The sequence below is a fragment of the Hyalangium minutum genome (assembly GCF_000737315.1).
Classification (GTDB): domain Bacteria; phylum Myxococcota; class Myxococcia; order Myxococcales; family Myxococcaceae; genus Hyalangium; species Hyalangium minutum.
Genome location: NZ_JMCB01000013.1, coordinates 90,757 through 110,688 on the forward strand (window position 1 = coordinate 90,757; position 19,932 = coordinate 110,688).

General features: G+C 67.6%; 17 protein-coding genes. 12 read left to right on the forward strand and 5 right to left on the reverse strand.

Annotation, left to right across the window (positions count from 1 at the left end):
• Positions 1-77: 77 nt before the first annotated feature.
• Complete coding sequence (locus DB31_RS29175) at positions 78-1,649, reverse strand: peptidylprolyl isomerase (RefSeq protein ID WP_044193546.1); 1,572 nt, start codon at positions 1,647-1,649, stop codon at positions 78-80.
• Between the two features lie 223 nt (positions 1,650-1,872).
• On the opposite strand from DB31_RS29175, the gene mreC reads away from it, so the two are divergent.
• The 4 genes from mreC to rodA are packed head-to-tail and all read left to right on the forward strand — an operon-like array spanning position 1,873 to position 6,404.
• On the forward strand, positions 1,873-2,724 hold the full coding sequence (mreC, locus tag DB31_RS29180; protein ID WP_044193547.1) for a rod shape-determining protein MreC: 852 nt from the start codon (positions 1,873-1,875) through the stop codon (positions 2,722-2,724).
• Entirely contained in the window at positions 2,721-3,224 is a 504-nt protein-coding gene (locus DB31_RS29185) for a hypothetical protein (RefSeq protein WP_044193549.1), read from the forward strand. Before mreC ends, DB31_RS29185 begins: the two co-directional genes overlap by 4 nt.
• The gene (gene mrdA, locus DB31_RS29190; protein ID WP_044193550.1) at positions 3,221-5,269 is read left to right on the forward strand and encodes a penicillin-binding protein 2; all 2,049 of its coding nucleotides are present in this window, start codon (positions 3,221-3,223) and stop codon (positions 5,267-5,269) included. The genes DB31_RS29185 and mrdA overlap by 4 nt, the downstream gene beginning before the upstream one ends.
• Positions 5,270-5,276: 7 nt before the next feature.
• Positions 5,277-6,404 (forward strand): rod shape-determining protein RodA, encoded by a 1,128-nt coding sequence (gene rodA, locus DB31_RS29195; protein ID WP_240486943.1) that lies wholly within the window; start codon positions 5,277-5,279, stop codon positions 6,402-6,404.
• Between the two features lie 13 nt (positions 6,405-6,417).
• On the opposite strand, the gene mgtE is transcribed toward rodA, so the two are convergent.
• Positions 6,418-7,797 (reverse strand): magnesium transporter, encoded by a 1,380-nt coding sequence (mgtE, locus tag DB31_RS29200; protein ID WP_044193554.1) that lies wholly within the window; start codon positions 7,795-7,797, stop codon positions 6,418-6,420.
• A gap of 86 nt (positions 7,798-7,883) precedes the next feature.
• Between mgtE and DB31_RS29205 the strand changes: the two genes are divergently transcribed.
• On the forward strand, positions 7,884-8,678 hold the full coding sequence (locus tag DB31_RS29205) for a PilZ domain-containing protein (RefSeq protein WP_240486944.1): 795 nt from the start codon (positions 7,884-7,886) through the stop codon (positions 8,676-8,678).
• Positions 8,679-8,685: 7 nt separating this feature from the next.
• Here the strand turns inward: DB31_RS29205 and DB31_RS29210 are convergent, their stop codons facing one another.
• Together DB31_RS29210 and trxA are read right to left on the reverse strand one after the other, a co-directional pair.
• Entirely contained in the window at positions 8,686-9,018 is a 333-nt protein-coding gene (locus DB31_RS29210) for a hypothetical protein (protein WP_044193556.1), read from the reverse strand.
• A 311-nt stretch (positions 9,019-9,329) separates the two neighbouring features.
• Entirely contained in the window at positions 9,330-9,662 is a 333-nt protein-coding gene (gene trxA, locus DB31_RS29215) for a thioredoxin (RefSeq protein WP_044193557.1), read from the reverse strand.
• A gap of 201 nt (positions 9,663-9,863) precedes the next feature.
• Here trxA and DB31_RS29220 point away from each other — a divergent pair, with 201 nt between their 5' ends.
• The 7 genes from DB31_RS29220 to DB31_RS29255 all read left to right on the forward strand — a co-directional run bounded on the left by DB31_RS29220 (position 9,864) and on the right by DB31_RS29255 (position 18,948).
• Complete coding sequence (locus DB31_RS29220; protein ID WP_044193559.1) at positions 9,864-10,232, forward strand: hypothetical protein; 369 nt, start codon at positions 9,864-9,866, stop codon at positions 10,230-10,232.
• Between the two features lie 34 nt (positions 10,233-10,266).
• Complete coding sequence (locus DB31_RS29225) at positions 10,267-11,073, forward strand: cytochrome C assembly family protein (RefSeq protein WP_044193561.1); 807 nt, start codon at positions 10,267-10,269, stop codon at positions 11,071-11,073.
• 2 nt (positions 11,074-11,075) lie between these two features.
• On the forward strand, positions 11,076-12,401 hold the full coding sequence (gene hemA, locus DB31_RS29230; RefSeq protein WP_044193563.1) for a glutamyl-tRNA reductase: 1,326 nt from the start codon (positions 11,076-11,078) through the stop codon (positions 12,399-12,401).
• Positions 12,398-13,342: a hydroxymethylbilane synthase gene (gene hemC / locus DB31_RS29235; protein WP_044193565.1), complete on the forward strand. Its 945-nt coding sequence runs from the start codon at positions 12,398-12,400 to the stop codon at positions 13,340-13,342. Before hemA ends, hemC begins: the two co-directional genes overlap by 4 nt.
• Positions 13,343-14,704: 1,362 nt before the next feature.
• Positions 14,705-15,679, forward strand: coding sequence for a DUF2381 family protein (locus tag DB31_RS45275; RefSeq protein WP_052420336.1), 975 nt, complete (start codon positions 14,705-14,707; stop codon positions 15,677-15,679).
• Entirely contained in the window at positions 15,676-17,649 is a 1,974-nt protein-coding gene (locus tag DB31_RS29250) for a serine/threonine protein kinase (protein WP_052420337.1), read from the forward strand. The genes DB31_RS45275 and DB31_RS29250 overlap by 4 nt, the downstream gene beginning before the upstream one ends.
• A 171-nt stretch (positions 17,650-17,820) precedes the next feature.
• Positions 17,821-18,948, forward strand: coding sequence for a protein kinase domain-containing protein (locus tag DB31_RS29255; protein WP_044193568.1), 1,128 nt, complete (start codon positions 17,821-17,823; stop codon positions 18,946-18,948).
• Between the two features lie 84 nt (positions 18,949-19,032).
• Here DB31_RS29255 and DB31_RS45280 read toward each other — a convergent pair whose 3' ends face one another.
• Positions 19,033-19,848 carry a hypothetical protein gene (locus DB31_RS45280; protein WP_157232232.1) on the reverse strand — a complete coding sequence of 272 codons (816 nt, stop codon included), beginning with the start codon at positions 19,846-19,848 and terminating at the stop codon, positions 19,033-19,035.
• Positions 19,849-19,932: the final 84 nt, after the last annotated feature.

Consider the following 19,932-nt stretch of genomic DNA (forward strand, 5'->3'; position numbering starts at 1 on the left):
CCTGTTGCTTCGGACAATAAAAAAGCCCGGTGGCGGCAGGGCCGCACCACCGGGCTTCCCGCGCGAGCGGGGAGGAATCAGCTGGCGCCGATCGCGCTCTCGATGGCCTCGGTGTTGGTCACCACCGTGCCCTTCTTGCGCAGCGCCTTGATGAAGGAGTCCTCCACCTCGATCTGCTTGGCGCGGCGAGCCTGCTCCCGCAGCTCCTCCTTCTTGGCCTGGAAGTCCGCGTCATTGGCCTTCTTGCGCTCGGTGACCTGGGCGATCACGAAGCCCTCGCCGGCGGGGTAGGCCTGGTCCAGCACCTGCGGCCCCTGCGCGGTGAACGTCGCCGTCAGCAGCGCGGGCGCGGGCCCCAGGAAGGGAACCGACTCGGCGCCCGCGGTGATGGTGCCCGTCTCCACCGCCTCCGGGCGTGCCTCCGTCTCGAAGCGCTGGAGCGCCGGCTGGCCTTCCTTCTCCGGTGGGAACAGCGCCGGGATCGTCTTGCCGCCCTTCACCGCGGCCAGCGCCTTCTCGGCCTCGGCCTTGGCCAGGTCCTTGGCCGCCTGCTGCTTGTAGAGCGTGGTGGCGATCTCGTTCTCCATGTCCGGCAGCTTCTTGTCCGAGGCGGCCTGCTTCTCCTCTACCTTCACCACGTGGTAGCCCAGCGTCGTCTCAATGGGCTCGGACACGCTGCCCGGGGCCAGGGCGAACATGGCGTCCGCCAGCGCCGGCTCCAGGCTGCCGCGCTCCACCCAGCCGAGGTCTCCACCCGTCGCCTTGGTGCCCGGGTCCTCGCTGCGCTCCTTGGCCACCGCGACGAAGTCCTTCTCGCCCGTGGTGACGTCCTGGCGGAGCGCGTTCGCGCGATCCTTCGCAGCCGCCTTCTGCTCGGCGGTGGCGCCCGGGGGCAGCTTCACCAGGATCTGCCGCACCTTCACGCGCTCGGGCTGCTTGTACATGAAGCTGTTGTTCTCGTAGTACTCGGAGATCTCCTTCTGGTGCGCCTTCTTGAACTCGTCCACCTGCGCGGGCGTGGGGGCGGGCACCTTGTCGGCGTACATGGTGGGCAGGAAGCGCGCGAACACGAGCTTGGCCTGGTTGGCCTCCTTGTCGTAGCGCACGCGCACCTCGTCATCCGAGACGACGGCGCCATTGCGCACCACCTCGAGCATCTTCTGGGCAGCGAGCTGGCGGCGCAGGTCGTCCTCGTACTGCGTCTCCGTCAGCCGGTAGTAGTCGCGCAGCGCGCGGCGGTACTGGTCGAAGTCGAACACGCCGTCCTTCTGGAAGTCCGTGTTGCGGTGGATGAGCTCCACCAGCTCGGCGTCCGCGGGGACGATGCCGTAGCGCTCGGCCGCCTGCGCCACCAGCTCCACGTCCACCAGGTTCTGCACCACCTGGGGGGCCACGTACTGGCGCGCCACGGACTCGGGGATGGGGGTGCCGCGGTTGCGCAGGTTGTTGATCTGGACGTTGTAGGAGCGCAGGAAGTCCCGCAGTGGGATCTCCTTGCCGTTGACGTTCGCCACGGTGTTGACGCTCGTCACCTGCGGGCCGCTGGACTTGCTGAAGCTGCCCGGCCCGAAGTTCAGGGTGAACACCACGGCGATGCCGATGATGAACACCAGCGAGACGATCTTCCGGAGGTTCAGTCCTTCTTCCATGATGCTGTCGTTTCTTCCCGCGCGGCGCCGCCAAATCCCTTGTGGAAGGACTCGCGACGCAGGTTTGTTGGATGCCCGGCCGGTGAGTGAACGGTTCGCCTTCACCCCCCATGACAGGCCTTGACTGCCTAGGATAAGCCCTCTGAAAATGCAAGCGATTTACAGTGTTTAGCCGCTCCTCTCCCTTCCGGCCTCTCTTTCCCTACACGGGTACTTTCCCCCAGTGCTGTCGCTCTTCCGGCGGTATCGCCGTTTCATCATTGTCAGCGTGCTGCTGCTCTACCCGCTGGTCGCCTTCCTGGTGTCTGGGCGGCGGGGCCGCGACGCCAACTTCGTCGATCGCGCCGTCATCGCGATGACGGCTCCGCTCCAGTCGGGGCTCAACTGGATCATCGACGGGGTGGTGGGCGCGATGAGCCACTACGTGGACTTGCGCGACGTGCGGCAGGAGAATGACGCGCTGCGGCTGGAGAACATGCAGCTGCGAGCAGCCGTGCAGGCGTTGGGCGAGGCTCGGGCCGAGAATGAGCGGCTCAAGCAACTGTTGGGGTACGCCGAAAAGGAAGCGGGGCCGGAGATTCCGGCGCGGGTGGTGGGGGTGAACCCGGTGGCCAAGCTGTTGTCGGTGCGGATCAGCAGCGGCGAGCGGCAGGGCGTGTACCGGGGCATGTCGGTGGTGACGCCGGATGGAATCGTCGGCCAGGTGATCCGGACGACGGGAGGTTACGCGGACGTGGCGTTGGTGACGGATCCCCAGAGCCGGGTGGGCGTGCGAGTGCAGCGCTCGCGGGCGCGTGGCACGGCGGCGGGCTCGGGCAGCGGGCCGCTCAAGCTGGAGAACATGCTGCGCACCGAGGATGTCGAGGACGGGGATCTGATCATCACCTCCGGTACGGACGGGGTGTACCCGCCAGGGCTGGTGGTGGGACGGGTGGCGAACCTGGCGAAGAAGGAGCACGGCATGTTCCAGGCGGCCGACATCCTCCCCGCGGTGGACACGACGAAGCTCGAGGAAGTCTTCGTGGTGGGCAGCCCATACCAGGACGCGGCGCCGCTGGTGGAGGGGACGCGATGAAGTTCCTGGTGACGGTGGTGTTGGCCATGGTGCTGCTCACGCTCGAGTCCGTCATCGTGCAGCGGGCGGGGCTGGTGTTGTCGCGCATCGACGTGACGGTGGTGCTGCTGGCGTTCCTGGCGCTGCGGGCCTCGCTGCTGGAGGGCGCCTGCTCGGCCTTCGCGGTGGGCTACCTCTTGGACTTGATGAGCGGCCAGCCCACGGGGCTCTACACGTTCCTGGGCGTCTTCACCTTCCTGGTGTGCCGGTTGGTGTACTCGCTGGTGGACGTGCGCGGGCCGGTGGCCTTCGTGCTCTTCACCATGGGCGCGGACGTGGGCCATGGCTTGCTGGCGGCCTTCTTCGGGTGGCTGACGGTGAAGGATGGCTCGGCCACGGCGGTGCTGCCCGGCCTGCCGCTGCAGGTGGCGCTCACCGGCGCGGCGGCGCTGGCCCTCTATCCGCTGCTGCGCAAGCTCGAGGTGCGCCATGAGCGCACCCAGGCGGGAGGCTTGCTGTGACTCCTCCGGATCTTGGAAAGACGACGCCTCCGGGGCGGGACCTCAAGAAGCGCTTTCTGTGGCTGGGCCTGGCCATGGTGGGCGGCATGGCAGTGCTGGCCCTCCAGCTCTACCGGCTGCAGATCATCCGGGGCGAGGAGTACGCCGCCAAGAGCGTGGCGAACTTCGTGAAGGAAGTTCGCCTGCGCGCGGACCGTGGCGTCATCAAGGATGCGCGCGGCACCATCCTGGTGGACAGCCGTCCGTCTTTCGACGCCTTCATCACCCCTGCGTTCTGCACCGACTGTTCCAAGGAAGTGCTTCCGAAGCTGGCCACGCTGCTGGGCTGGGACGAGGATCAGCGCAAGAAGGTGGACGACCAGGTGCGCATCTCCAAGCGCAACGCGCCGTTCCAGCCGCTGCCGGTGCGCATCGATCTCACGCGCGACGAGCTGGACCGCATCAACGCGCGGCGCGACATCCTGGACGGTGTGGAAGTGGTGGCGGTGCCGCACCGCAACTACCGCACGGAGACGGTGCTGTCGCACGTGCTGGGCTACATGAACGAGATCAACCAGGACGAGCTGGAGCGGCTCAACGCCGACGGCGCGAAGTACGCCCTGGGGGACTACATCGGCCGGCGCGGCCTGGAGCGGTACTTCGAGCCGCAGCTGCGCGGCGTGGACGGCTTCCGCAAGGAAGTGGTGAATGCGCGCGGCCAGAAGATCGAGGAGCTGAACGACAAGCTCGGCGAGAACTCGGTGACGCCGCCCCAGGCCGGCAGCAACCTGGTGCTGTCCATCGACATGCGGCTTCAGGAAGAAGCCGAGCGCATCTTCCCGGGCGTGGCGGGTGCGGTGGTCGCCATCGACGTGAACACCGGCTACATCAAGGCGCTGGTGTCCCGGCCGGGCTTCGATCCGAACCTGCTCACCGGCCGCGTCACTCCGGCTCAGATGGCGGAGATGGTGAGGGATCCGCTCCAGCCGATGATCAACCGCGTGGCCGCGGCACATTACAGCCCGGGGTCGACGTTCAAGGTCGTCACCCAGCTGGCGGCGTTCAAGTCGGGCAACTTCCGGCCAGACTCGGTGATCAATTGCCCGGGTGGCTACAAGCTGGGCGCGCGCACGTGGCGCTGCCACAAGGAGAGCGGCCACGGCCCGGTGAACGCCAAGCAGGCCATGGCGTACTCGTGCGACACCTGGTTCTTCAAGGTGGCGGACACCATCGGCCTGGATCCGATCGCGGAGATGGGCCGGGCGCTCGGCCTGGGCAGCCCCACGGGCATCGGCGTGCTGGGCGAGGTCCCCGGAATCATGCCCACCACCGAGTACCATGATCGGCTCTCGCCCGGCGGCTACACCAAGGGCATGGCGCTCAACAGCGCCATCGGCCAGGGCGACGACAACGTGACGCCGCTGCAGCTGGCCATGGTGTACGCGGCCATTGCCAACGGCGGCACGCTGTACAAGCCGCAGCTCGTGCATCGCATCGAGGATCAGGACGGTCAGGTGGTCGATTCGTTCAATCCGCAGGTGGTGCGCACCGTGGACATCAACCCCGATCACCGCAAGGTCATCGTGGAAGGCCTGGTGGCCGTGGCCAACGAGGCGGGCGGTACCGCGTTCCGCGCGCGCCAGGCTTACAAGGAGCAGATGAAGAACATCGTCGTGGCCAGCAAGACGGGCACCGCCCAGGTGGTGGCCATTGGCGCGGTGCGCCTGAAGACGCACCAGATGGAGTTCTTTACGCGCGATCATGCGTGGTTCGCCGGCTTCGCGCCCGCGGACAAGCCAGAGATCGCCGTGGTGGTGCTCAACGAGCACGGTGGCCACGGTGGCGTGGACGCGGCGCCCACCGGCATGGCCGTGTTCTCCAAGTACTTCGAGCTGAAGCAGCTGGATGCGAACTCGCCGCCTCAGCGCTCCAATCAGCCCTACGTCCTGACGCTGCCTCCGACTCCGAAGCTGCAGGACGTTACTCTCACTCGCGGCACTCCAGCCGCGGGCACGCCCACGCGCGGCGCTCCGGCCGCAGGCCCTCCGAATGCAGCTCAGCATTGAACGACGCATGGTGCCCCACGTCCCGTGGGCCCTCATCTTCTGCATCCTGGCCATCTGCGCCCTGGGTGTGTGGAACCTGGCCTCGGCGGCTCGGCCTCCGCATGCCTCGGTGTGGACCAGCCAGGCCATCTACATGGCCGTGGGGTTGGGCGTCGCGTTGATGGTGTGCCTGGTGGACTACCGCTGGATCCAGCGGATGACTGTCCCCATCTACGTGCTCAACATCCTGGCGCTGATTGCCCTGCGCTTCCTGGGGCACAAGGCCAAGGGCGCCGAGAGCTGGTTCGTGCTGGGCCCGGTGCGCGTGCAGCCCGCCGAGTTCATGAAGATCGGCGTGATCCTCATGCTGGCCAAGGTCTACCACGACGACTTCAAGCCCAATCAAGAGGCCTATGGCCTGCTGCGGCTGTGGAAGCCGCTGGCGGTGGTGGCGGTACCCGCGGTGCTCGTGCTGGTGCAGCCGGACCTGGGCACGGCGATGATGATCTTGCTGTCCTCGGCCACGGTCATCCTCTTCGGCAAGGTGCGCTGGTACCTGGTGGCGGTGATTGTCGCGGGCATCCTGGCCGTGGGCGGCATCATCTGGAACGACTACGTGCGTGAGGCTCCCGAGCCGCGCTTCACCGTGCTCAAGCACCACCTCAAGAAGCACCAGAGCCAGCGCATCTCCGGGTGGCTGGATCCCGAGGCGGACCTGCGCGGCAGCGGCTACCACGCCGCCCAGTCGAAGATCGCCGTGGGCAGCGGCGGCATGTCCGGCAAGGGCTGGCGCGAGGGCACCCAGACGGGTCTGTCCTTCCTCCCCGAGCAGCACACGGACTTCATCTTCTCCGTGTGGGCCGAGGAGCACGGCTTCCTGTCGTGCCTGGTGCTCCTGGCCTTGTATGGAGGGCTCTTCTCTCTGTCATTGGCCGTGGGGTTCAACGCCCGAGACAGGTTCGGAGCCTTCGTGGCGGTAGGCATCACCGCGATGATCTTCTGGCAGGTGTTCGAGAACATCGGCATGGTGATTGGACTGCTGCCGGTGACAGGCATCACCCTGCCGCTGATGAGCTACGGCGGCTCGTCGATCATGTCGATGATGCTCAGCATTGGCCTGCTGGTGAACATCAGCATGCGCCGCCACATGTTCTGAGCTGGGCTCGGGCTCAGAAGGCGCGGCCGGTGAGGATGGCGCTGGCCACGGTGAAGTAGATGATCACGCCGGTGACGTCCACCAGCGTGGCCACGAAGGGCGCCGAGGCCGCCGCAGGGTCCAGCCCCAGCCGCCGCAGCAGGAACGGCAGCATGGAGCCGCACAGCGTGCCGAACATCACCACGCCCACCACGCTGAAGCCCACCGCGATGCCCACCCACCCGAAGTGGGGGCCATAGAGCCCCTCGGCGCCGGGCCAGAGGATGATGCGCAGCGCCCCCAGCGCCCCGAGGAACAATCCGAGGGCAATGCCGCTGGTCACCTCGCGCAGGGCCACGCGCCACCAGTCGCTCAGCGCCACATCTCGCACCGCCAGCGCGCGGATGATGAGCGAGGTGGCTTGCGAGCCGGAGTTGCCGCCCGAGGAGATGATCAGCGGCACGAAGCTGCTGAGGAAGACGGCCTGGGCGATGGCGTCCTGGTAGTGCGCCATGGCCGTGGCGGTGAACATCTGCCCGAAGAAGAGCACCGTCAGCCAGCCCACCCGCTTGCTCAACATCTCCGTGAAGCCGATGTCCAGGTAGGGCGCCTCGAGGGCCTCCATACCGCCCATGCGCTGGATGTCCTCGGTGGCCTCCTCCTCGGCCACGTCGAGCACGTCGTCGTGGGTGATGATGCCCAGCAGCACCCCCTGCGAGTCCGTCACCGGCAGCGCCACCCGGTCATACTTCTCGAAGAAGCCGATGATCTCCTCGCGGTCCGCCGTGGCGGGGATGCTCACCAGCTGCCGGTCATGAATGTCCGAGATGCGCGTGTCGGGCTTCGCCAGCACCAGCGCGGCCAGGCGCACGTCGTCCAGCAGTCGCCGCTTCTCGTCGACAATATAGAGGACGTTCAGCGTCTCGCGCCCCTGGCCGTGGGTGCGCACGAAGTCCAGCGCCTGGGCTGCGGTGAGGTTCTCCGGCAGCGTGAGGAACTCCGGCGTCATGTAGCGGCCGGCGCTGCGCTCCGGGTACCCCAGCAGCTCGCGGGCCACCTTCAGCTCCGCGGGCGACAGCGTCGTCAACGCCCGCCGCGTCACCTCCGCGGGCAGCTCCTCGAGCAGGCGCGTGCGGTCGTCCGGCGCCATCTCGTTGAGCAGGTTCTTCAGGTCCTCGTTGCCCAGCGTGCTCACCACCTCCGTCTGTTGGTGGGGAGGCAGGTACTCGAAGACCAGCGCGGCCGTGTCTCGCGGCAGCAGCCGGAAGAGGACGCCGCTGTCCTTGGCGGGCAGATCCTCGATGACCTCGGCCACATCCGCCGGGTCCATCTCCGTGAAGGCCTCGCGCAGCGAGTTCCAGTCACGAGCCAGGATCAGCTCGTCGAACTCCGGCTTGAGGAGGTTTCCCAGCATTACAATCTCCGCGCGCGGCGGCGCGGGCGCATGGTGTATGAATCGCGCCTGTTCCGATACGGGATTCTTTCAGGGGCGCGGAGGCGATGATGCAAAGAAAGGGTGCCAAGAAGGGCTCAGCCTCGGAGGTGTCCACCTCGACTGCGTCTCCCCGTGAAGGAGCGCCCCCAGCCACTGCCTCGGAGAGGAAGCCCTCGGACGTCTCCCCAGCAGGCGAGGGAACACCGCCTCCCGCTCCGGCCCAGGGCCGCGAGCCGCGCCGCCCGGGCGTCAACGTTCCGAAGATGTCTACGCTTCAGCCGGACGCGCGCCGCTCGGGCTCACGTCCCGAGGAGCCCCGGCGCCCGGCGGGACGCCCTGCAACACCTCGGGTGGCCCCCATCATTGAAATGCAGTCGGGCAACGAGCCGGAGCACCGGCACTTCCCGCGTGCCCGGCTGGCCACGCGCTTCGAGCTCTGGAGGGAGGAGGGGGGACAGAAGACCTTCTCTGCGACGCTCCTCTCGCAGAACGTCAGCGTGAGCGGCGCCTTTCTAGAGAGCACCTTCTTCCTGCCCATGGGCACGGAGGTCCAGGTGCGCTTCTCGCTCGAGGAGGGCGCCGAGCCTGTACAGACCCGCGCCGAGATCGTCCGCGAGGAGCGGGCGGGCCCGGGAGGGCGCTCGGGTTTCGGCATCCGCTTCGTGGAGTTCACCGGGCAGACGGAAGTCTCGCTGGCCCGGCTCTTCCTCGGCATGCGGCTGCGAACCTTTGCCGAAGAATACCTTCAGTCCCGCCGGGCCCGCTCGCTGCCCAATGAGCTGGAGCGGGTGGTGGACGTGCTCGCCGCGTGGGAGCTGCTCAAGGCCACCTCCCCGGGCGATCCCTGGCAAGGCCAGTAACGCGCGCTCAGACCTTCTTGCCAGCGGCCAGCTGGCGGCGACGCTCGGCCTGGTAGTGCGCCGAGCACAGGCCCTTGGAGCGGGACTCGCGCTCGCAGCCCGGCACGGTGCAGCGGCGCTCCGGCGCCACGGGCCCTGAGGCCAGCATCTTCGGCGGCCGGCCTCTTCTGCGCGTGGTCACCGCTGCCGGAGCCCCTGCGGTGCTGATGCCATTCTCATGAAGCGCGCGAATCACCCCGCGACCGATGGCGTCCCCGATCGCCTCGGCCCACGAAGCAAGTGCGGGAGGGAGGGCCGAGGGAGGCAGAGAGGGACCGGTAGGCTTCCGAGGACGTGGCATGGATGCTCCTTTAATTTTGAATAGCCGGTTAAACGGGTTTAAATCAATGAACCGCTTATTTGTACTTTGTTGCTAAATCTGTCAACACAAGGATGAGGGGTTTTTCTAGACTCTGCTCGAAAGGACAGACGGAGACCTGTCTGAGACAGAGAGGGAGCAGCGGAAGACACAGCAGGCGCAGCACACGAGACGCATCTAGGAGCGCGAGCCAGGATTGCTCGAGCAACTCCGAACGTCGGGCCGGACGTTCCTGCTTGGAAGCGGGGTCCGCCCAGGCGAGGCGTGAGAGCCTCGCCCAGGCGTGGGCACTCTCAGGAGAGCGCTTTGGTGATGGCTGCTTCGATCTTGTGCCTCGGCACCGCACCCACGATCTGATCCACCACCTTGCCGCCCTTGAAGACGAGCAGGGTGGGGATGGAGCGGATGCCGTAGTCCTGCGGCGTCTTCTGGTTGTCGTCGATGTTCATCTTGGTGAACTTCATCTTGCCCCTGTACTCGGTCGCGAGCGCCTCGACAGACGGGGCGATGGCGCGGCACGGGGCACACCAGGTGGCCCAGAAGTCCACGAGCACCGGCTGCTCGGACTTCAGCACCTGCTGGTCGAAGTCCTGGTCCCCAACGTTCACAACGTCAACACCGGCCATGGATGTCTCCTCTAGAAAGGCCATTCGATTGACGGGCCTTGCGGGCGCGTCCTCTAGTACGCGTCCCCTATGCCCTGCAAGGAGCAGCGGGCGTCGCTGTTCTTGATCTTTGAGATGCTGACAAGCCCCGTGGGTTTCAAGCAGGCAGACCGCACGAGAGACGGGCTGTCCGGGCGGCGCTGATGTAAGCTGGGCCACGTGATGAAGCTCTTCCTGCCCCAGACCCAACTCGAGGAGTGGGCCCTGGGGGACAAAGCGGATCTGAAGGACGGCAAGCTGGTGGTGATGGCGGAGGGGGGCGCGAGCTTCCCGGCTGTCCCCGCCGTGCACTTCGTGCAGCTCGTCACGGGTGAGGACACCCACAAGCTGGTGGCCAAGGTGAAGACCGAGGCCCAGCTCCAAAGCTTGGGGGCCGAGCAGATGGCCGACTCTGTCATCCTGGGGGAGTCCGCCTACGAAGTGGTTCCAGGGTATCTTACCGAGGTCGCCGCCGCCCCCCGTCCGGCCGACAAGAAGCCAAGCAGCGAGACGGATCTGCTGGCTGCTTTCATCCTCAACAAGATGGGCTGACCGCGGGGTCGCCCGGGGTTATGTCGCTGCCGCCATGAACGAAACCCTGGTCTCGCTCGCCTGCCACGCGTACGGCTTTGCCGCGCTGGTGTACCTCACCTACCTGGCGCGCTCGTGGATGGCGCTGGCTGTCGTCGGGCGTGTGCTGGTGGGGGTGGGCCTCGTCCTCCATGGCGTGGCGCTGTTCTCGCTGCTGGGCGCACAAGGTGGGATGCCCGTCGGCGCGGCGCAAGGATTCTCCACGCTGGCATTCCTGCTGCTGCTGTTCGGGCTGGTGTTGGACTTGCGCTACCGCAAGCCAGTCATTGGCGCCTTCATCACTCCGCTGGCGGTGACGGCGCTGGTGCCGGGGGTGCTGCTGCGGACGGGCCAGCCGCCGCTGACTCCCGCGCTGCGCCAGCCTTTGCTGCCGCTGCACATCACCCTTGCATTGGTGGGGATGGCGGCGTTCGCCGTGGCTGCAGGCGTGGGCGTCATGTACCTGCTCATGGAGCGAGAGGTGAGAGGCAAGCAGTTTGGCCTGTTGTTCTCCCGGCTGCCCTCGCTCGAGTTCCTGGACACGCTCAACAACCGGCTGGTGGTGGCGGGCTTCATCGCGCTGTCCATCACGCTGGCCACGGGGGCGTTCTTCGTCGCGGGCTCCAGCCAGGGGTTCACGTGGATGATGGATGCGAAGGTGCTGGCCACGCTGGTGGCGTGGGGGCTCTTCGCGGGGCTGGCGGGCGCGCGCGTGCTGGTGGGTTGGCGCGGGAGGCGCGTGGCGCTGCTGACGATGGCAGGCTTCGCGCTGGTGCTCGTGTCCTTCCTCTCCTCGTATGACTTCACCGGGGGGATGCGCTAGCCATGGAGCTCATCTGCATTGGGCTGTCGCACCAGACCGCTCCCCAGGATGTGCGCGGACGGCTCGCACTGGAGAAGCAGGGCCAGATGGAGCTGCTCCAGCGCCTGGCGCAGGCCCCCACCGAGGCCTTGCTCATCTCCACCTGCAACCGGGTGGAGCTCTATGTGATGTCTCCGGACACGGCCCAGTCGGCCCACCGCGCCCGGGAGGAGCTGAGCCGCGTGGGCGGGGCCGAGACGCTGTCCCACCTCTATGAGCACCATGGGGCCGGTGCGCTGGAGCACCTGTTCCGCGTGGCCTCCAGCCTGGAGTCCATGGTGCTGGGCGAGGCGCAGATCCTCGGTCAGGTGAAGGAGTCCTTCGAACTGGGGCAGAGCGTCGGCGCGGTGCGCGGCGGGCTCACGCGCGTGTGCGCGGCGGCGTTCACCTGCGCCAAGCGCGCGCGCAACGAGACGGCGATTGGCCGCGCGGCCACCTCCATGGCCTCGGCGGCGGTGGCGCTGGCCACCAAGGTGTTCGATCAGCTGTCGGACAAGACGGCGGTGGTGATCGGCGCGGGCGAGATGGGCGAGCTGGCGGCGAAGCACCTGAAGCAGGCGAAGATCGGTCGGCTCATCATCACCAACCGGACGCTGGCCCGCGCGCAGGCGCTGGCGGAGAAGCTGGAGGGTGCGACGGCCCGTCCCCTCGAGGACCTGAGCGCGCTTCTGAAAGAGGCGGATGTGGTGGTGTGCGTGACGGGCGCTCAGGAGCCGCTGCTGACGAAGGAGAACGTGGGCGCGGTGGGCCGGGCGCGCCGGTTCCGGCCGCTGTTCCTGGTGGACCTGTCAGTGCCTCGGAACATCGCGCCCGAGGTCTCCGAGCTGGACTGGGTGACGTCCTTCAACGTGGATGACATCCAGAAGTTCGTCGAGAAGAACGCGGCCGCGCGAGCCGAGGGCGCGCAGCAGGCCGGCGTCATCGTCATCCAGGAGGTGTCGCGCTTCATCCAGGACCGGGCGGTGCGCGAGGGCGTGCCGGTGCTGGCGCGGCTGCGGCAGCGGGCCGAGCAGATCGCCAAGGCCGAGGTGGAGAAGACACTGGCGGCGATGGGCGATGGGCTCACCGAGAAGCAGCGCAAGAGCATCGAGGCCATGGGCCGCGCCATCGTCAACAAGCTGCTGCACGAGCCCACCGCGAAGCTGCGCGCCGTGGGGCCCGAGAAGGAAGACAGCCACCGGCTCGCGGGCGCCGCGGCCGAGCTGTTCGGGCTGATCGATGAGCCCGCTCCGAATCCCTCGGAGCCCGAGGGACCCACGGCCGCCGTGGCCCATGGAGGCAAGCGATGACCCGCGCGGTGCGGATTGCTACCCGTCAGAGCCCGCTCGCACTGTGGCAGGCCCGCCACGTGGCGGCGCTGCTCAGGTCCCACCACACAGGGCTCGAGGTGTCCCTGGTGGAGATGACTACAGAGGGCGACCGGTTCCTCTCGGCGCCGCTGTCCGCCGTGGGCGGCAAGGGCCTGTTCGTGAAGGAGATCGAGCAGTGCTTGATCGATGGGCGCGCGGACATCGCCGTGCACAGCCTCAAGGACATGACGTCCGTGCTGCCCGAGGGCCTGATGCTCGCGGCGGTGCCGGTGCGCGAGGACCCGCGCGACGCGTTCTGCAGCCCCACGGGGCTCACGCTGGACACGCTGCCCCAGGGCGCGAAGGTGGGGACCTCCTCGCTGCGCCGCAGTTGCATCCTGCGCTCGCGGCGGCCGGATCTGGAGATCGTCAGCCTGCGCGGCAACGTGCAGACGCGGCTGCAGAAGACGAGAGAGATGGGGCTGGCGGGCGCGATGCTGGCCAGCGCGGGGCTCCGCCGTCTGGGCCTGGAGAAGGAGATCACCGAGGTGGTGCCGACCGAGGTGAGTCTGCCGGCGGTGGGGCAGGGCGTGCTGGCGATCCAGTGCCGCACGAACGATGCAGAGGTCCGGGCGCTGCTCGCGCCGCTGGAGGATGCGGTGACGCGCATCGCCGTGACAGCCGAGCGGGCGCTCCTGGCGAAGCTGGAGGGTGGCTGCACGGTGCCGATGGCGGGCCACGCCACGGTGAAGGCCGGCGAGGTGCACCTGCGCGGCTTCGTGGGGCGTCCGGACGGCTCGAGGGTGGTGGCCGGCGAGGTCCGCGGCCCGGTGAGCAACGCCCACGCGCTGGGGGATGCGCTCGCGGATGAACTGCTCTCGCGCGGCGCCCAGGAGATCCTCCGCGACTTTGGGCGTACCGGGTTTGTTCCGAACTCCTGAGGAGGCAGAGCCTCAGAACCAGAGAGCGGCTGCCTCCACTTGAGTGGAACCGGTGAGCGGCTACTTGGGGCGCGGCTATCATGCCCGGCAGGATGGCGCCTGTGGGAGGGCCTCATGAGATGGAAGCCGGTGGTCTGCGCGGTGTGGCTGGTGGGGTAACAGGGTGCCCTCATTCCTTCGGGCGTGGGGGAACCATTGAGCGCGCCGCAGCCAAAGACACCCGGGAAACCTACGGCCCGCAGTTCCCCCCGTGTACGGAGGAAGTGCGAAAACAACTCTGCCCTATGGGCCAAGACCCCAGCGCCAAATGCCTGCAGGTGTGTGGCGAAGAACTGGATGAGGGAGAGGACTGGTGAAGTGGCGTGGCGTGCTTGTAGCCGGGCTGGGAGGAGCCTTGGTGCTCCCCCTCGCTTGGCTCGTGTGGGTCGCGCTGTATGCGGCGCCCCAACTTCCAGGCCCTGCCATGGTGAAGCTCGGCCCGGTGCTCACCCACGAGCAGCGCAGGAGCTTGCGCACATACCACCGTGGCTGCCGCACCACGGCAGACTGCGATCCGCCGCTGGGGTGTCTCGACGACTTACGCTACTTGCGGCGCTTCTGCACCGACAGCGAGTGCATGACGGATGGGCAGTGCCCTGAAGGTCATGTCTGCCGTGTCGTGCAGACAGCGAAGGGGCCCTGGCTCAAGCAATGTGTCTTGCTGGGCGTCCGAGGGGAAGGGGAGCGGTGCTACCAAACACCCCCGCGGACTGTGCAGGCGTGCCGTGACGGGTTGCTGTGCGCGGGAGATGGATGGTGCGGGCGGCCGTGCCGCCCAGAGCAGGCCGCCAGTTGCCCCGAGGGCTTCTTTTGCGCAGACATAGAGCCGGAGCCCGCATGCTTGCCCACATGCGAGGAGCGGGGATGTCCGGAGGGGCAGGAGTGCATGCGCGGCAGCCAGGAAGACATTGCCTCCACCTGCGCGGTGGTGCATGGCCACAACTGCCAGAAGAGTTCGTGTCCTGAGGGCTTCTGGTGCGAGGACTTCCTCATCCCTGCGCGTCCCGGAGAGGCTTGGGTGCGCTGTGCCCAGAGCTGCTTGGAGCCGGATTCGCCTCCGTGCCCGTCTGGCGAGGTGTGTTCCCTCATCTCCTGTGAGCGTCTTTGCTCCCCGGAGCAGACCGGCGCATGCGGCGAGGGCTTCCACTGCATCCAGGTGCAGGAGGACGGGCCCTGGCTCTGCAAGCCGGAGTGGTACCGCCCACGCGAGTAGTTTCAGGTGAGCGGTGGAACAACCTAGGGGGTGAGGGGATGCACACCCGCCTCAGGAGGGAGGCGGACGTCTGACGTTCCGTGTAGAGTGAGAGACTCGGGAGGTTGTCCGTGTCTCTGTGGCCCGTCCGCGCCGTGCTGGTGCTCGTCCTGCTGTGGGGGTGGCCTTCACAGGCGCAACCCCGCTCCGAAGAACCTCCGCAGTCCCCGCGGCAGCTGGAGCTTCCGCCGCTTCGGGGCGTTGCCGCTGTGAATGTGGCACCGGGCATGCCCACGACGCTCCTGTTCAACGCGCCGCTGGACCGGAGCGCGGTGGAGCGCGCGGCCCATGAGCTGGGCCTGGCCCGGGTGGCCGTGGCGGAGGACACGCTGACGGTGGTGCCCGCTATGGGGGCGCAGGCAGGCACACGGCTGCGGCTGCCGGTGCGGTTCGCGGAAGGCTCCACGCAGGAGGGCGAGGTCGTGGTGTTCGTCGTGGATCCGCTGAACGCGGAGGCGCACGTGGAGGTGACGCGTCGCATGCGCACCGTCCCCGCCCTGGAAGAGGCGCTGGCCGCCGAGCGTGCGCGGTCCGCCTCGCAGGCGGCGGAGCTGGCCGCCAGGGACGTGCAGGTGGCGGAGTTGCACGCCGCCCAGGGAGATCTGGCGGGGCTGATCGAGGCTGGCACTCTGGGGCCGGAAGGCATCTCCGTCCAGCAAGTGCAGACTGACGGTTGGTACCTCGCTCCTGGCTTCCGTGCAGGGACCGCTCAGCTCTATGTGACCGCCGGGCGCAGGGCCCTGGTCGCGGAGCTCCACCTCCTTGCGGGTGAACGCCCGTGGGCGCCCGCAGGGGCCACGCTGCAACCTGTGTCGGCTGGAACGCTGGAACGCTGGAACGCACGAGTGGTGCGGCTATTGGGAACAGACGTGATCACGCCCGGTGGCCGAGCCCTCCTCGTGGTGGAGTTTGAGGTGCCCGTGGGTGGCTTGGCGCAGGAGTACCGGATGACGGTGCGGGAACAAGAGGGGCTGCGGGCGTTCGTGCTTCGGGTTCGCGAGAGCCCGCCTGGGCGCAGGGGGGAAGCCAGAGGAGGCAGGCCATGAGTCAACACAGGCGGCTCCCTTCGGCGGACGCCGAAGAGGTCCCGGTCCCAGCCGAGCTGCTGCAGGGAACAGAGGTGAACGGCTTCCGGCTCGTGCGGTATCTGGACCAAGGGGGCTATGGGTGTGTGTGGGTGGCGGAAAACATTCACTGTCCTGGCCAGTACTGCGCGCTGAAGTTCTGCCTGCACTCACCCGAGGAGGACCCGACGGCGGACGCCCGGGCGCTGCGCGAGGTCCAGTTGCTGCTCCAGGCAGCGCACCCCAACGTGCGCGGAGTTCTGGGCCATGGGCGGTGGCCCAACGCGAAGACGGGCATCGTCTACATCATCCTGGAGTGGGTGGAGGGGGCCACGTTGCTGGAGTGGGCACGCCAGGCCAATCCCTCCTTCCGTCAGGTGGTGCACCTGGCTCAGAAACTCGCGCGGGCGCTCCAAGAGGCCCATGAGCGGCAGGTCATGCACCGCGACGTGAAGCCGGACAACGTGCTGGTGCGAGCGGTGGACGGGGAGCCCTTCCTGTCGGACTTCGGGATGGGGCAGACTGAGCGCAGCACCCCGCTCACCTGGGGCGGAGCCCCCCCTGGCACCCGGAGTTACCTCAGCCCCGAGGCGCTGGCGTTCTCGCCGCGTTGGGGGAAGCGCACCTACCGCTTCCGGCCCGCGGATGACTGGTACGCGCTGGGGGTGACGCTCTATCAACTGCTCACGGAGGTGCTTCCGTTTCCGGACGAGGGCATGGGCAGGGAGTCGGTGCGGGGGATGGCGCTGCGGCAACCCGTTCCTCCGCACCTGCTCAATCCCCGGGTGCCCCTGCCGCTGAGCCGGGTGGTGATGCGGATGCTGAGCAGCCGCCTCCAAGGGCGCTACCGCGATGGGAGGGCACTGTGTGAGGCCCTGGAGAGGGGACTTTCAGGGGCGGGTGTCTGGGATACGCCTGTGTATGAGCCCCACCCGCCCCAGCAACAGGGACAGACACCGACGCAGGAACCCACCCCAGGGGATGGCCCCCCTGCACAAGATGAAGAGGTGGCCTGGAATCACGCCGTCAAGCCGCAGCACGCACTGGAGGAGCAGCGGCGGGCCGTTGTGCTCAGCCGGCGCGACGCACTGCTGCCACGCCAGGCCAGAGCCTGGGGCCGGGTGGCACGATGGAGCCGGAGGACCCTGGCGCTGGTGGCGGTGGCCATGATGGCCTGGGTTGCATGGCGCTCGGCAGGGGCTCTGTTCCCTGGCGCCGGGAGCACCCCCGAGCAGGCCCCCCGCTCAGCTTTGGCTGCCCGGGAAGCGCCTTTTCTTTCACCTGCGGACGAACCGGCCCCAGAGTTTGTTGCGGTATTTCCCTCTCAACCCAGCCTGACGCCTGTCACCGCCCGTGCTGAGAAAACTTTGAAGGACGACAGCCCCATGGAGACACCCAAGAGTTCATTGCCGAGCCCGCCTGCTGCCACTTCCCCACGTCCGCGCGGCGCTGGGGGCGCCCGGAAGGCGGCCTTGTGCGCTGCGGGTGTGATCGCCACGGGCTGCTCAGGCATCCCGTTGCGGCCGTCGGCTCAGGAGTGTCCGCCCGCAGCCATTCAGAACATGCGGGCGCGGCGCATCGGGGTGAAGCGAGGCATGCAGATCAAACTGGATGTGACCGGTCCTGAGGGAGAAGTCCAACTCAAGGCGGGACAGAAGGTGGTGAGCGAATCGCGAGACAACACAGGTTTCATAGGTCCCGGTGGGGTTCCCGAGGACGGCACCCTCCTGTACGGCAAGGTGGTCGCAGGGGGAGAGGGGCTTTTCTTCGTCCGCTATGAGGAGGCGCTCTTTCCGGGCGAATCAGAGAAGGTCCCTATCTGCGCTCACGCCGCTGATGCAGGCACTAACTGGTATGCGCTCACAGCGGAGCCCGGCTCGACGAACGAGATCTTCACCACCTTGAATAACAGCACCGCCATCTTCTTGCTCCAGTTTCCCGGCGAGCCGTGAAGCCCCCGCGCGTCGCCTGCAGCCCAATCTCCCCACTCACAGGGTATGGCGGCTGGCGGCTTTTTCATGTTACTCTCTGGGTATGAAGACGCGGCAGAACCCCTGAAGTCGTCTTCATGTTGGCCCTCACCCCATGGCCCAGCCGCCGTGGACCTTCCCAGGAGTGCATGCATGCCCACTCGAGCTGCCACCTATTCCCTGTCTCCGGAAGCCCCTCGCTTCACCGTGGGCTCGCGTACCTACGCCGCCGTTCGCAGCCTGGGGCCGTACGGCGTGGGGGAGCGCTTCCTCGCGCGCCCCGTGGACGCTGGGGAGCCGGGAGCGCTGGTGCTGATCCAACGGCTGCATGCCACACCCAGCGAGGGAGATCGCCGGCGGCTGCTGGAGGAAGCGCGGCTGCTGCGTCTGTTGAATCACCCCAGCATTCCGCGCGTGCTCGCGGTGGCGCCGGGCGCGCAGCGTCCGTGGGTGGCGCTGGAGTATGTGGAGGGCATGTCCCTGGAGCGGGTATTGAACCGGGCCGTCGTGAGGCGCCAGCCGATGTCGGCGCCGTTCGCGGCCTCTGTCGTCGCCCAGGTGGCGGATGCGCTCCACGCCGCGCATGGGCTGGAGGATGAGCGCGGGCAGTTGCTCCACCTCGTTCACCGGGACGTCTGTCCGCGCCATATCTTTCTGACCCGCGATGGAGAGGTTCAGCTCACCGCCTTTGGCGCGGCGTTCACCACGCGTCCAGGGCGTCCTGCCACGCCGGGCCTGCTCGTGAAGGGGACCGGGGAGTACTCGGCGCCCGAGGTCCTGGTGCACCGGGTGCCGGACGCCCGCGCGGACATCTTCTCCCTGGGGCTCATCTTGCTGGAGCTGCTCAGCAACCGCTATCTGCTGGATCCTTCGGATGAGGGCGTGCCGCGCGCCCTGCCCGGTCACCTGGCGAAGCTGGAGAACAGACTCCGGGCCGAGGATCCGGGCTGGGCGCCGCCCGCGCACCTGGCGGCCCGTGCCGAGCACTTGCGGCCAGAGGACGTGGAGCGTGTGACTGCCGGGGCGCCTGCCGCACTGCGCGCCGTGGTGCTCCGGGCCCTGCGGCTCCAGCCGGAGGAGCGGTACGCTTCCGCCTTGACCCTGCGGGATGAGCTGCACGGCTTCCTCGCGCAGCAGGCCCAGCCCTACGGCAAAGAGGAGCGGCTGGCGGAACTGCAGAGGCGGATCTCCACACGGGGGTATCGCCGGGAAGGCGTGGAGACGAGCCAGGAGCCGGTGCCTGCAGAGTTCCGGCGCCCCCGCGCTGGAATGGAGGGCTGACAGCCCCCATCGCTTGTGGGTGGGCAACTCCCCACCCATGTCGATGCGCCGTTTGGCAGCGACACCTGCGGCGCGGCTGGGCGCTCAGTGCATCGGTCCGGTGGGAGGCATGGGTTCGAAGACGATCAGCTGCGGGCTGTAGAGGAACCCTTCATCCGCGCGTGGCTGACGGAACTTCCACTGCAACTCTTCGTCCACCAGCATGTCCCCCGCTTTGAATCGCACCCCCGTGGAGTGCATCGTGTCGAAGGTGCTCCTGAAGAGCCGATAGATGTTCCGGACATCCTGGTCTCTGTCGATGTGCAGGGCCAGGTCTGGCATGTTGAGCCGTGGGGCGCCGCAGGTGCGAACCCAGAGCCCTTCGTGGCCCTCCACCTGCAGTGTCACGAAGCCAATAAACAAGGTCATCCACGGCAAGGTGCTCAGCACCTGCTCCAGCTCTTCTCCAGGCTGGGGAGCGAGCCGCACCACCGGACAGGAGGTGCACGCGTTCGGGTTCAGCACGACGGAGGCCCCCAAGGGCAGCAGCCCCACCGCGATCTTCGCCAGGGCTCGGTATTGCTCCAAGGGCGACCGCTCCTGGCCCTTGTAGATGAGGATGGCATGCGCGGTGTGCGCATGGGCCTGCTCCTTCCACGCATCTTCGTAGAGCAGCGCGGTGTTGACCGTCTGCTCCAGCAGGTCCGCGGGCGCGGGCACGCTCAGGAACCCCACATACACGGTGTGCTGTGCCCACTGCACCAGGGCCAGTTGCTCCATCAATCCCACGCTGGGGCCTTCGATGGGGATCCTCATCTCCACGCGGACGTGCGCCAGAGACGGGTGCACCTTCTGGAGCATGCGCGTGAAGGTGTCCGCGAAGGGCCAGACGGCGCGCGGGAACAAGACTTGAAGGTTCAAAGGCGGCTCTTGCTGGGAGGCAAGCGCCCTGTTCCTGGCTCGGAGTAACTTTCGAAGTCCCACGGATCCTCCCCATGAAGGCGG

Bases quoted from the DNA above. Each gene is read 5' to 3' on its own strand.
- DB31_RS29175 (WP_044193546.1), bottom strand. From the start codon at position 1,649: ATGGAAGAAGGACTGAACCTCCGGAAGATCGTCTCGCTGGTGTTCATC.
- DB31_RS29185 (WP_044193549.1), top strand. From the start codon at position 2,721: ATGAAGTTCCTGGTGACGGTGGTGTTGGCCATGGTGCTGCTCACGCTC.
- rodA (WP_240486943.1), top strand. From the start codon at position 5,277: ATGGTGCCCCACGTCCCGTGGGCCCTCATCTTCTGCATCCTGGCCATC.
- mgtE (WP_044193554.1), bottom strand. From the start codon at position 7,797: ATGCTGGGAAACCTCCTCAAGCCGGAGTTCGACGAGCTGATCCTGGCT.
- DB31_RS29205 (WP_240486944.1), top strand. From the start codon at position 7,884: ATGATGCAAAGAAAGGGTGCCAAGAAGGGCTCAGCCTCGGAGGTGTCC.
- DB31_RS29210 (WP_044193556.1), bottom strand. From the start codon at position 9,018: ATGCCACGTCCTCGGAAGCCTACCGGTCCCTCTCTGCCTCCCTCGGCC.
- trxA (WP_044193557.1), bottom strand. From the start codon at position 9,662: ATGGCCGGTGTTGACGTTGTGAACGTTGGGGACCAGGACTTCGACCAG.
- DB31_RS29220 (WP_044193559.1), top strand. From the start codon at position 9,864: ATGAAGCTCTTCCTGCCCCAGACCCAACTCGAGGAGTGGGCCCTGGGG.
- DB31_RS29225 (WP_044193561.1), top strand. From the start codon at position 10,267: ATGAACGAAACCCTGGTCTCGCTCGCCTGCCACGCGTACGGCTTTGCC.
- hemA (WP_044193563.1), top strand. From the start codon at position 11,076: ATGGAGCTCATCTGCATTGGGCTGTCGCACCAGACCGCTCCCCAGGAT.
- hemC (WP_044193565.1), top strand. From the start codon at position 12,398: ATGACCCGCGCGGTGCGGATTGCTACCCGTCAGAGCCCGCTCGCACTG.
- DB31_RS29250 (WP_052420337.1), top strand. From the start codon at position 15,676: ATGAGTCAACACAGGCGGCTCCCTTCGGCGGACGCCGAAGAGGTCCCG.
- DB31_RS29255 (WP_044193568.1), top strand. From the start codon at position 17,821: ATGCCCACTCGAGCTGCCACCTATTCCCTGTCTCCGGAAGCCCCTCGC.